The 12184-nt window shown below is 84.5% G+C and carries 1 protein-coding gene; it reads left to right on the forward strand.

The genetic code is table 11. From position 1 onward, the window contains the following. Positions 1-480 precede the first annotated feature (480 nt). Entirely contained in the window at positions 481-702 is a 222-nt protein-coding gene (locus C6361_RS37870) for a hypothetical protein (protein WP_199853173.1), read from the forward strand. Positions 703-12184 lie beyond the last annotated feature (11482 nt).

Genomic DNA, 12184 nt, shown 5'->3' on the forward strand with positions numbered 1-12184 from the left:
TCGGGTTGGTGTGGGGTGGTGGGTTGTGGGTTGGTCGTTTGTTGAGAATTGCACAGTGGACGCGAGCATCTTTGTGGTCAAGTTGTCATGGGGGTGGTGTGGTCGGGGGGTGGGGGGGGGGGGGGGGGGGGGGGGACGGGTGGGCGGGGCGCCGGAGGGGCGGCCGGGCGGGGGGGGACGGGGGCGCGGGGGGCGGGGGGGACGGGGGGGGGGGTCGGCAGCGGGCGGGGGGGGTCGGGGGCGGCGGGTGGGGGGGGGGGGGACGGGCGGAGCGGGAGGCGGGGGCGGAGCGACGGGCTCGGCGGGGCGCTGGGGGGCGGGCTGGTGCCCTGGCCGGGGGCGCGGGCGGCGCCGGGGGGGACGGGGCGGCGGTGAGCGGCGGAGGGTCGGCTCTGACGCGGCCCGGGCGGGCGTGGGGCGGGCGCGGGTGGCCGTGCAGTTCGTCGGTTACTGGTGACCGGCGGGCCGGGGGTGGGGTCGTTGACGGAGCGGGGTGCGGCAAGCGGCGGCGGCGACCTCGGCGGCGGGCCCTCGCTGGGGGAGATGGCCGCGATGGGGGGCGGGGCGGCCTGCCTGGTCGGCGGGAACACGTGGCCGGCGCGGCTGGCCGCCGGGGTCGGCAGCCGGGTGGTCAGGCGCTTCGCGCCCGCCGTCCCGTTCGGACTGGTCGCGTGGTCATGGCGGGCGGTAGTAGTTCCGTAGGTGAGACGGTAGAAGTGGGAGGAGGTGGAGGGGGGAGGGTGGGGGGGGGGTAGGGGAGCGGGGGGAAGGGGGGAGGGTCGGGGGCGGGTGGGGGGGGGGGCAGGAGGAGCAGGGGGGCAACGGGCGGACGGGGGGAGGGGGGGGGAGGGGGGGGAGGGGGGGGGGGGGAGGGGGGGGGGGGAGGGGGGGGGGGGAGGGGGGGGTGGGGGGGGGGGGGGGGGGGGAGGGGGGGGAGGGGGGGGGGGGGAGGGGGGAGGGGGGGGGGGGGGGGGGGGGGGGGGGGAGGAGGGGGGGGGGGGGGGGGGAGAGGGGGGGGGGGGGGGGAGGAAGAGGGGGAGGGGGGGGGTGGGAGAAAGGAGAGGGAGAAAAAAGAGAGGAAAACAAGGAATATAGTCGGAAGCGGAAGATGTGAAGAAGAGAAAGCAATGAAGAAGGACAGGAGAAGAATATAGAAGGGGGACGGAGAGAACACGGGGACGGAGATACTGGAGAAGATAATGGAGAACCTGGCCGAACTGAACGGACGCGCGGCTCGTGGGCGCTGTCGGTGTGGGCGCGGGGTAGAGGAGCTCGTGTGCGTTGTGAGACAGCGGGGAGAGGCTGCGGGGTTGAGTCGGGGGGAGTGGGGAGGATACGAGGGGTCGGCGGGGGGTAGAATGGCTCGGGCTGGCGGGCAGGCTGGCAACGGCCGAGGGGGGCGGAGGGGGGGGGGGGGGGGGGGGATGGGGGGGGGGGGGGGGGGGAGTGGGGGGGGGGGGGGGGGGGAGGGCGGGGGGGGGGGGGGGGCGGTACGGGGGGGGGGGGGGGGGGGAGGGGGGGGGGGGGTGGGGGGAGGGGGGGGGGGGGGAGGGGGGCGGGGGGGGGGGGGGGGGGGGCGCGGGGGGGGGGGGGGGGGGGGGGGGGGGGGGCGGGGGGGGAGGGGGGGGGGGGGGCGGGGGGGGCGCGCGGGTGGGGGTGAGGGGGGGCGTGGTGGGGGGGGGGAGGGAGGCGGAGGGCGGGGAGGGCTGGCGGGTCGGCGGGGGGGCGGGGGGGGGGGGCGGGGGAGGGGGGAAGGGCGGGGGGCGGGGCGGGTAGGGTGGGGGGGGTGTGTGGGGCGGGCGAGGGGGCGGGGGTGGGCGTGGGGGTGCGAGGAGGGGGTGGGCGGGGTGTGGGTGTGATGGTGGGCAGCGAGATGGGCGCGGGGGGGGGGGGGGGGGGGGGGTGGGCGGGGGGGGGGCGGGGGGGGGGGGGCGGGCGGGGCTGGGGGGCGGGGGGGGGGGGGGGGGGGGGTGGGGGTGGGGGGGGGGGGGGGGGGGGGGGTGGGCGGGGGGGGGGGGGGGGGGGTGGGGGGGGGGGGGGGCGGGGGGGGGGGGGGGGGGCGGGGGCGGCGGGGGGGGGGGGGGGGGGGGGGGGGGGGGGGGGGGGCGGGCGGGCGGGGGGCGGGGGGGGGGAGGGGGGGGCGGGGGGGGGGGTGAGAGAGAGGTGGCGGTGGGACGCGGGGGGGGTCGTGGCGGAGGGGGCGAGGGCACGGCGCGGGGGGTGGTGGGGGGACGAGGTGCGAGAGATGTGGGGCACGCTGTGCAGCGGGGAGGGGGGCGCGGTGGGGCGGAGCGGGGGGAGATTGGCCCGACGCGGACGGTGGGCGCCGGCGGCGTGGCGCCGGGTGGCGGTGTCGGGGCAGCCGGCGGGGCGCGGCGGCGAGGGCGGGCGGCGGACGGGTGGGTGGCGCGCGGGCGGGGGCCGGGAGCAGGGGGCGGGGGCGGCGGGGGGGGGGGCGCGGGGGGCGGGGGGGGGGGGGGGGGAGGGGGCGGGGGGGGGGGGGGGAGGGGGGGCGGGGGGGGGGGAGGGGGGGGGAGGGGGGGGAGGGGGGGGGGGGGGGGGCGGGGGGGGGCGGGGCGGCGGGGGGGGGGGGGCGGGTGGGGGGGGGGGGGGGGGTGGGGGCGGGGGGGGGCGGGGGGCGGGGGGGGTGGGGGGGGGCGGGGGGGCTGGGGGGGCGGGGGGGGGGGGCGGGGCGGGGGGGGTGCGGCGGGCCGGGGGGGTGGGGTCGGGCCGAGCGGAGCGGGCGGGCTGGGCGGGGGGGCGGCGAGGACCGGGTAGCCGGCGAGCCGGTCCGGGCGGAGCGGCGCGTCGGCGGGCTGGCCGCTGCGCGGCGGGACCCGGTCGTCCGCCGCGCTGCGAGCTGGAGCGATGTGTGCCGAGGGGACGCGGTCGCTGGGCGCATGGGGCGGGGGAGGGCCGTGCAGGTAGGGTGGGATAGGCCGCAGCCCGGACAGTGTGTGGTGGTCAGGAGCGTCGTAGACCCGCTGGAGGCGGCGGGGCTGGCGAGCGTGGCGGCGGTGGCGCGGGCCGCGAGGTTCGGCGGGCGGGGGGGGCGGGTGGGGGGGGCGGGGGGGGTGGGGGGGCGGGGGGGGGGGGGGTGGGGGAGGGGGGGGGGGGGGGGGGGGGGCGAGGGGGGGGGGGGGGGGGGGGGCGTGGTCGGGGAGATCGCCGTGACGACCGTGCTCGACGCCTGCTACGGCGTCGAAGGGCGCGGCCAGACCGCCCCCGCGCACCACGTGACCCTCGGGCAGCCGCCGCCCGACCCACCCACGGTCGACCTGGACGAGCTCGAGCGGCGGATGCTCGCCGACTGTCTCGAGCTTGCCACCGGCGGCCCGGCCGCCGGGGCGCAGGCGATCTGGCGCGCACATGCGACGACTCCCCCGGCCCCCATATCCTATCCGCCCTCACACCCCCCCGCCGTCCTACCACCCCCAGACCTTCCAGCATCCCTTGCCGCCCGCGCCCGCCCCCTCCGCCCCGCCCCTCCGCTCCCACCCCCTCCACCCGCTCTTGGTCCTGCACCCCCCCCACCACCACCCCCGCCCGCTCCCACCGGCTCCCCGCCCCCACCCCGCCCCCCACCCCACACCCCCCCCAACACACCCCCCCCACCCCCCTTCCCCCCCCCCCTACCCCCCCCCCCCTCCCCCGTCCTCCCCCGCCCCTCCCCTCCCCCCTCCCCCCCCCCCCCCTCCTCCGTCCCCTTCCCCCCCTTCCCCCCCCCCCCCCCCTGCCCCCCCCCCCCCCCCCCCGCCTCCCCCCCCACCCCCCCCCCCCCTCCCCCCCCCCCCCCCCCACCCCCCCCCCCCTCCCCCCCCTCCCCCCCCTCCCCCTCCTCCACCGCCCCCCCCCCACCCCCCTCCCCCTCCCCTCATCACCCTGTGATCGGGGTGGCGGCAGCGGCGGCGTGGTGTGCGGGGGCGTCGCGCGGGCGCCGGGTGAGGGCGGGGGCTGGCGGGGCGAGGTGCGTGGTCGGGGCGGGGCGTGGGCGAGGGCCGGGGGCGCGTGGGGCGCGCGGCGGGGGGGGTGGGGGGCGGGGGGCGGGGGGGGTGGGGGGGGGGGGGGGGAGGGGGGGGGAGGGGGGGGAGGGGGGGGGGGTGGGGGGGGCGGGGGGGGGGGGGGCGGGGGGGGGGGCGGGGGGGGGGGGCGGGGGGGGCGGCGGGGGGGCGGGGGGGGGGGGGGGGGTGGCGGGGGGGGGGGGGGGGGGCGGCGGCGCGGGGGGGCGGACGGGGGGAGGGGGCGAGCAGGGCGCGTCGGCGTGCCGGGGGGGGGGGGTGGGCGGCGGCGGTCACGGCGGCGCCGGCGCCCAGCGGGGCGGCGCGCGGGTAGCCGGCTCCGCCGAGTTCGGGGGGGAGCGCGGGGAGGTCGCTGGCGGGGGCGGCGGCGTCGTGCCGTGGCGGCGTGCCGCCGGGCTGCCGGGTGCGTCGTCGTGTGCACGGCGGGGTTGGCGCGGCGTGTCGGGGTGGGCGGGGGCTGGTGGGCGGGGCGGCGGGCGCGGGGGGCGGGGGGGGCGGGGGGGGCCGGGGGGGGGGGGGCGGGGGGGGTGGGGGGGGGGGCGGGGGGGTGGGGGGGGGGGGGGGGGCGTGGGGGGGGGGGGGGGGGGCGGGGCGGGGGGGGGGGGGGGGGGCGGGGGGGGCGGGCCGGGGCGGGGGGGGGGGGGGGGGGGGGGGGGGGGAGGGAGGGGGGGGGGGGGGGGGAGGGAGGGGGGGGGGGGGGCGGCGGAACGGGCGGGGGCGGGACGGATAAAGGCGGGGGCGGCGGGTAGGCAGGGGACTGGGGGCCGGCGTGATGGCGGCCGGGGCACGAGTCGGCGGAGGGGGCACAGAGAACGTCCCGACAGGACGGGTAGAGCGCTTCGTCGGCGTCTCCTGCGTGGGGAGGGGCCGGCCGAACGGGCTGGCCCTGGCGCGCGGGGGGTGGGGGGGGGGCGGCGGGGCGGCCGGCGGGAGGGGAGCGGTGGGGGCCGGCGGGGTGGGGGCGGCCGCGGGGTGGCCGTCGGCGAGGGGGGGCGGGGCGGGCGGGGGTTGGGGTGTGCGGTGGGGGCCGGGCCGGGGCCGAGGCCGGGGGCGCGGGAGGGGGCTGGGCAGGCGCGGTGGGGGCGCGGGGGTGGCCGGGGCCGGGTGCAGGTGCGAGAGCAGGGGGGCGGGGGGGCAGTAGAGGTGCCGGCAGCCGCGCGCGGCGGAGGGGCGGGCTGAGGTGGGGTGCGGCGTCGCGGGCCGACCTGTCCGCTGGCCTGCCCCGGCCCGTCATCCCCCCGTGGCCGGACGGCGGTGGCGCGGTGGGGCTGCGGGGCGCCGCCAGGCCCGCACACGGCGCGTGGGCATACGCGCCCGGGGGCGCGATGCGGGGGGCGGAGAAGCGGTGCGGCGAGAGTGGACTGCTCGGCGTCGTGGAAGGGAGCTGCCACAAGACGGGGTACAGGCGTGGCGGGTGGTGAGGCTGGCGGGGTCGCGTGGGTGGGGTGGGGGCGGTGCGTGCGTGGGGCGGTGGGCGGGGTGGTGGGGGGGGGGAGTGCTGGGGTGGAGGGCACGGAGGGTGGCGGGGCGGGGTGGGGTGGGGGGGCGGGGCGGGGGCGGTGCGTCGGCCGGGCCGGGGGGGGGGCGGCGGGGGCCGGGGGGGGGGGGGGGGCGGGGGCGGGGGGGGGCGCGGGGGGGGGGGGCGGGCGGCGGGGGGGGGGGGGGGGGGGGGGCGCGGGGGGGGGGGGGGGGGCGGTGGGGGGGGGGGGGGGGGTGGTGGGGGAGGCGACGGAGTTCGACGGGGCGGGGGCGGATGGGGACACGAGGCAGGGCGGGGCGTGGGGAGGCGGCGCGGTGGGTCGGGTGCGGAGACGGGGGTGGGGGTGATGGCGTGGGGCGGGGAGTGCGGTCCGGGACAGGCGTAGGGTCGCAGGGTTCGCGGGAGGGTGTAGGGGGAGGGTGTGAGCTCCACAACCTGGCCGCCGGGCGATCGGCTCCGACGACGCCGCCCGCCGCCATGTTGCCGAGTCCGCGCGCCCCACCCTCGGAACCCCGCACGCCCTTCTCGCCCTGGTCGAAAGCCTCCCCCACGCCCGCGGATGCCGCGCCCTGCCCGCCCGCCGCACCCGCGCCGATCACCCGCGGCCGCCGCCACCCCCTTCCGTTCCCCCGCCCCCTCGCCCCCACCCCGATCTCCAGCCCGCAGGCCCCCGTCCCCCCCTCGGCCGCCGCCGCCGCGCCCATCCCCGCGCCCCGGCCCGGACCCACCAGCAACGCCCGCACCGCCCGCAAGCACTGCGCCCCCGCCCCCACCACCCGCCCCCCCCCCCCGCCCGCCCCCCCCCCGCCCCCCCCCCCGGCCCCCCCGCCCCCCACCACCACCCCCCCCCGGGCGCCGCTCCTCCAGCCCCGCAGCCCCCACCCCCCCTAGACCCAGCGCAGCGCCCACACCTCCCACCGGCGCAGCCCGCTTCTGGACGCTGAACGGCCCGGCGCCCACCAACTCCCGACCCAGCTCCGCCATGTCCAGATCCGGACCCTCCACCCCCACCCCCTGACCCGCCACCAACGCCCCCCCCCCCTTCGGCACCCCCAGCTCCACCCCCCCCGCCGAGCCCCCCCCCTAACCCCCACCACCCCGCCCCGCCACCCCCCGCCCCCCCCCCCCCCCCTCCCACCCCCCCCCCCCCCCCACCCCCGCCCCCCCCCCCCCCCGCCCCCCCCCCCCCCCCCTCCCCACCCCCCCCCCCCCCCGCCCCCCCCCCGCTCCGCCCCGTCCCGCCCCTCGGCCGCCTCTACCCCGCCCCGCTCCTCCACCTGCACCCGCGCCTCGCTCACCGTGCCGTCCCCGCCGTGCCCGGCCGCCCCCCACACCCGATACTCCCACTCGCCCCCGCTACCGTCCCCGCCTCCCCCCACCCCCCCACCCACCCCCACCTCCCAGCCCACCCCGCCCACCCCCCCGCGGGTCTGCGTGGGTGGCGGGGTGCGGCGGTCGGGGGCGGTCGGCGGTGGGGGCGGCTGTGGTGGGTGGGGGGCGGGGGGGCGGGGGGGGGGGGGGGTGGGGTGGGGGGGGGGGGGGGGGGGGGGGGAGCGGGGGGGGGGGGGGGGGGGGGTGTGGGGGGTGGGGGGGGGGGGGCGCGGGGGGGGGGGGGGGGGGGGGCGAGGGGGCGGGGGGGGGGGGGGGGGCGGGGCGGGGGGGGCGGGGGGGGGGCGGGGGGGGGGGGGGCGGGGGCGGGCGGCGGGGACGGTCGCGGGGCCGGCGGTTCCGCGGGCGTGTCGGGGTCGCGGGGGACGGTTGGCGGGCGATGCGGGCGGCCGTGGAGGAGCGCATCGGCGCGGTGGGAGGTCCGAGAGGACGTGGAGGCCCGAGGTCGGGGACGGCGGTTGGGAGCGGCTTCGTGTTGGTGCTGCTGGCGTTCGTCGGCTGGACCGGATACCGGGGGGCCAGCGTCGGTGGTCGGGTGGACGCCCGGGGCGGCGGTGGGGGGCTCGGGGGTGGACGGGCGGGGGTGGTGCCGGAGGGAGCGGGCGGTGCTGGCGGCGTTGGTGGGCTCGTTCCGGGGCGGTCGGGTGGGGTTGTCGGCCGTGGCGGGGGCGGTGGGGGGGCAGTCGGACGCCGGGGAGGAGGGGGGGGGGGGGCGGGGGGGCCGGGGGGGGGGGCGGGGGGGGAGGGGGGGGGGGGGGGGGGCGGGGGTGGGGGGGGGGGGCGGGGTGGGGGGGGGGGGGGGGGTGGGGGGTGGGGGGGGGGGGGCGGCGGCTGGGTCGGATGGAGGGGGGGGGTGGGCGGGCGCGACGGGCAGACGAAGGGGGGGAGAGGGGGGAGTGGAGGGCGGAGGTGGCGGGGCGGTGGCCGGCGCCGGCGGTGCGGGGGGTGGGGCGGAGGGACCCGCACGGGGTGTGGGGGGAGGCGGACGGGCTGAGCCGGGTGCTTGGCAAGGTGCGGGAAAACGGCGGGTCGTGAGGTGCGGTCCGTTGTGTCCGTCGGGAGCGTGGGACGGGGAGCAGGGGCAGACGGACAAGGGGTGCAGTGTTTGGAGTTGGGGTTGAGGCGGGAGGTGTGCAGGCTCATGGTGTGGGAGGGTGCGGTGGGGGAGGGTGGGTAAAGAGCGGTGGTGTGGGGGGGGGGGGGGGGGGGGGAAGGGGGGGGGGGGGGGGGCGGGGGGGTGGGGGGGGGGGGGGGGGGGGGGGGTGTGGGGGGGGGGGGGGGGGGGGGGGGTGGGGGGGTGGGCGGGCGGGGGGGGGGGGCGGGGGGGGCGGGGGGGAGGGCGGGGGTGGGGGGTCGGGGGGGGCCGGGGGGTGGGGGGGGGGGGGGGCGAGGGGCGGGTGGGGGGGGGGGGGGGGGGTGGTCGGGGGCGCGGGGAGGGCCGGGGTGGGGGGCGGGTTGGGGGGGAGGGGCGGGGGGGGGGGGGTGGTGCGGGGGGTGAGGGCGGCGTAGGGGAGGGAGTGGGTGGAGGGCGAGGGGGACGGGGGGGGGGGGGGGGGCGAGTGGGGGGGGGGCCGGGATGGGGGGGAGGGGTGAGGGGCTGTGGGGGGAGAGGGGAACGGGGGGCAGCGGTACAGTCGGGAGAACGGCGGGGCGGGGGGGGGGCGTGGGGGGGGGGGGGGGCGGGGAGGGGGGGGGGGGGGGGGGCGGGGAGGGGGGGGGGGGGGGGCGGGGGCGGGGGGGGGGGGGGAGCGGGGGGGGGGGGGGGGGGGGGGATGGGGGGGGGGGGGGGCGGGGGGGGGGGGGGGGGGGGGGGGGGGGGGGGGGGGGCGGGACAGGTGGCGGGGGGGGGGAGGGGGACGTGAGCGGGGTGGAGGGCTAGTGGGGGGGGGGGGGGGGGGCGACGGGGGTGAGGAGGAGCGGGGCGGGGGCGGGGGGGGGGGGGGACGGGGCGGGAGGGGGGTAGGAGTCGTAGGGTGGGGAGGGGACGGGAGAAGGGGAGGGGAGGGGGGTGGGGGTGCGGGGGGGGGGGGCGGGGGGGCGGGGGGGGTGGGGGGGGGGGTGTGGGGGGTGGGGGGGGGGGGGCGGGGGGGCGGGGGGGGGGGGGGGGGCGGGGGGGGGGAGGGGGGGGGGGGGGGGGGGGGGGTGGGGGGGGGGGAGGGGGGGGGGGGGGGGGGGGGCGGGGGGGCGGGCGGGGGGGAGGGGGGGGGGGGGGGGGGGGGGGCGGGCGGGGCGGGGGGGGGGGGGGGGGGGGGGGGGGGGGGGGGGGGGGGGGGGGGGGCCGGGGGGGCGGGCGGGGGCGGGCGGGGGCGGGGGGGGGGATGCGGGGGGGCAGCGGGGGGGTGGGACGGTGGGGTGCGGCGGGCAGGGGGCGGGGCGGCCGGCGGAGCGGGCGTGCCGGGGGCGGTGGGGGGAGCAGGTGGGGCGGGGAGTGGCCGCCCTGGACGTGGACGTGGGGGCGGACCGCCTGGAGCAGCCGGGCCGGTGAGTCGCGGGGGTGGAGGGCGGTGTGCGACGGGGCGGTGGTGGGTGCAAGGGTGTGGTGGGGGGGCGGGTGGTGGGTGGGGGGGGGCGGCGGGAGGGGGGCGGGGGGGGGGGGGTGGGGGAGGGCGAGGGGGGCCGGGGGGGTGGCGGGCGGTGCGGGTGGGGGGAGCGGGCGGGGGGGGGGGTGGGCGGGGGGGGGGGGGGGGGGGGGGAGGGGGGCGGGGGGGGGGGGGTGGGCGGGGGGGGGGCGGGGGGGGGCGGGGGGGGTGCGGGGCGTGCGGGTGGGGGGGGGTGGGGCGGCGGGAGGGGCGGTGGGGGGAGCGGGGCGGCGGCGGTCGGCGGGGGGGGCGGCGAGGCGTTGGGGGGCGGGGGGTGGGCGGGGGGCCGGGCGCCGAGGTCGTGTGCGCGGGGGAGGGAGCGGGCGGCGGGGGCGGCGCTGGGCGGCGGATGGGCGGCAGGGGGCGGGAGGTGGCGGCCGCGGGGCGGGCGGCGGGGCAGCGGGCTGGTCGGTCGGGGGGGGTGGTGTGGGGGGGCAGGGGGGCGGGGTGCGGTGGGAGGGCTGGGTCGGGCGGCGGTGGCGGGGGTGAGGGTGGGCCGGGTGGGGCGCGGGGCGGGGCTGGGGGGGGGGGGGGGAGGGGGTGGTGGGGGAGGGCGGGGCGGGGGGGGGGGGGGGGCGGGGTGGGGGGGGGGGGGGGAGGGGGCGGGGGGGGGGGGGGGCGGGGAGGGGGGGGGGGGGGTGGGGGGCGGGGGGGGGGGGGGGCGGGGTGGGGGGGGGGGGGGGTGGGGGGGGCGGGGGGGGGGGGGCGGGGGGGGGGCGGGGGGGGGGGCGGGGGGGGGGGGGGGGGGCGGGTGGGGGGGGGGGGGGTGGGGGCGGCGGGCGGGGGGGGGGGGGGGGGGAGGGGGGGGGGGTGGGGGGGGGCGGGCGGGGGGGGGCGGGCGGGCGGCGGGGGCGTGGAGAGGGGGGGCGCCGGCGGGGCCCCGATCCTCCCCGCCGCCGCCCCGCACCCGACCCCCCGCCCCGCCGCCCGGACCTGGCTGCTCGCCGGGCTCGCCGCCCTCGCCTGCCCTCCCGCGCCTCTCGCCCACCCACTGCGCCCCCCCGGCACCCCCGCCCCCCCCCCTCCCGGCCCCTCCCCGCACACCCCTCGCACGCCCCCCGCCACCCCCCGGCTCCACCCCCCCCCCCCCCCCGCTCCCCCCCCCCCCCCCCCCCCCCCCCCCCACCTCCCCCCCCCCCCCCCCCGCTCCCCCCCCCCCCCCCCCCTTCCCCCCCTCTTCCCCTCTCTGTGCCCCCTACCGTCTCTATCCTCGCCCCTCACCACGCCCGTGTTACCTCCTGTTTTCCGCGACCTCTGATTTCGCCACCCTCCATTCGTTCTGCAGTGTCAGATTTGTATAACAGCCCGGACCCCCCCCTCGTGGCGTCCATCCTGTACCGTGCCCTGCGCTTGCCGCGCGAGCCGACCAACGTGCCGTCGCCCACATCCACCCCCGCCACCTTCGTCCAGCTCGAACCGACGTCGGCGCAGACCGCGACCGCCGGCACCGCTACCGGGACCCGCCGTCCGCCCGCCCCACCGGCCCGCCCCCCCCCGCCGGCCCCACCACCCTGCCCCCCGCGGCCACCCCCACCCCCGCCCCCGCCCCCCGCCCGCCCGCCCCCCCCCCCCCCCCCCCCCCCCCCCGCCACCCCCCCCCCCCCCCCGCCCCCCCCCCCCCCCCCCCCCCCCCCCCCTCCCCACCCCCCCCCCCCCCCCCGCCCCCCCCACCCCCCCCCCCCCCCCCTCCACCCACCCCCCCTCCCCCCCCCCCCCCCCACCCCCCCACCCCCCCCCCCCCGCCCCCCACCACCCCACGCCCCCCCCCGCCCCCCACTCCCACCCCTGCCCACTCCCCACTCACACCACCACCCGCCCCTCCCCCACCACCCCCACCCCCAGGGGGAAGGGGGGGGGAGGGTGGGGGGGGGGGGGGGAGGGGGCGGGGGGGGGGGGGGGGGGGGGGGGGGGGAGAGGGGGGGGGGGGAGAGGGGAAGGGGGGGGAAGGGAGAGAGGGGGAGAAGAGAAAGAAGGAGAAGAGGGGGGAGGAGTAAGAGAGGGGGGGGGGGAGAAGGGCGGAGGAAAGGGGGAAGAGGGAGAGGTGGGAAAGGGGGGGGGAAGTGGAGAGGAGAAGATGGTAAGGAGAAGAGGAAGACAGACGGAGAGAGGGGAAGAGGGGGGAGGCGTAGGGGTGGAGGTGAACGGCGAAGAGGGGGGGGAAGAGAAGGGAGTAAACGGGAAGAGGAAGAAGGGAGGATGAAAGAGCTCAAAGATGGAGAGCGGGCCGAAAGAAGAAGAGTAGGGAGAGAGACGAGAGTGGAAGAGGGAACCGGAAGACGAACAGGGAGTAGAGGGGGGAGAAGAACGAATAGGAGAGGAGGCCCTCGGGTGCGATCCCGACCAGGCCCGAGCGGAGGTCCCTCCCGTCGCCCCACCACCCGGGCGGGTCCGCCCCCCCCCGTTCCGCGCCGCGCCGCCGGCGTACCCGCGCGCCCGCCTCCCCGCGCCGTCGCCACGTCCCCTGCCCCTTCTACCCGCGTGCCGCGCTCCCCGCCACCCCGTCTGCCCGCCCCACCAGTCGCCCCCGCCCCCCGGCCCGCCCCCCCGCCCCCCCCCGCCCCCCGCCCGGCCGCTCACCCGCCCGGCCCCCCGCGCCGGCCCCGCCCCCCCCCCACACCACCCGCCGAGCCCGCCCACCGGCCGGCCCCCCCCGCCCCCCACCCCCCCCCTCGCCCACTCGCCCGCCCCCACCGCCACCCCCCCGCCCCGGCCTCCCC

The organism is Plantactinospora sp. BC1 (assembly GCF_003030345.1).
Classification (GTDB): domain Bacteria; phylum Actinomycetota; class Actinomycetes; order Mycobacteriales; family Micromonosporaceae; genus Plantactinospora.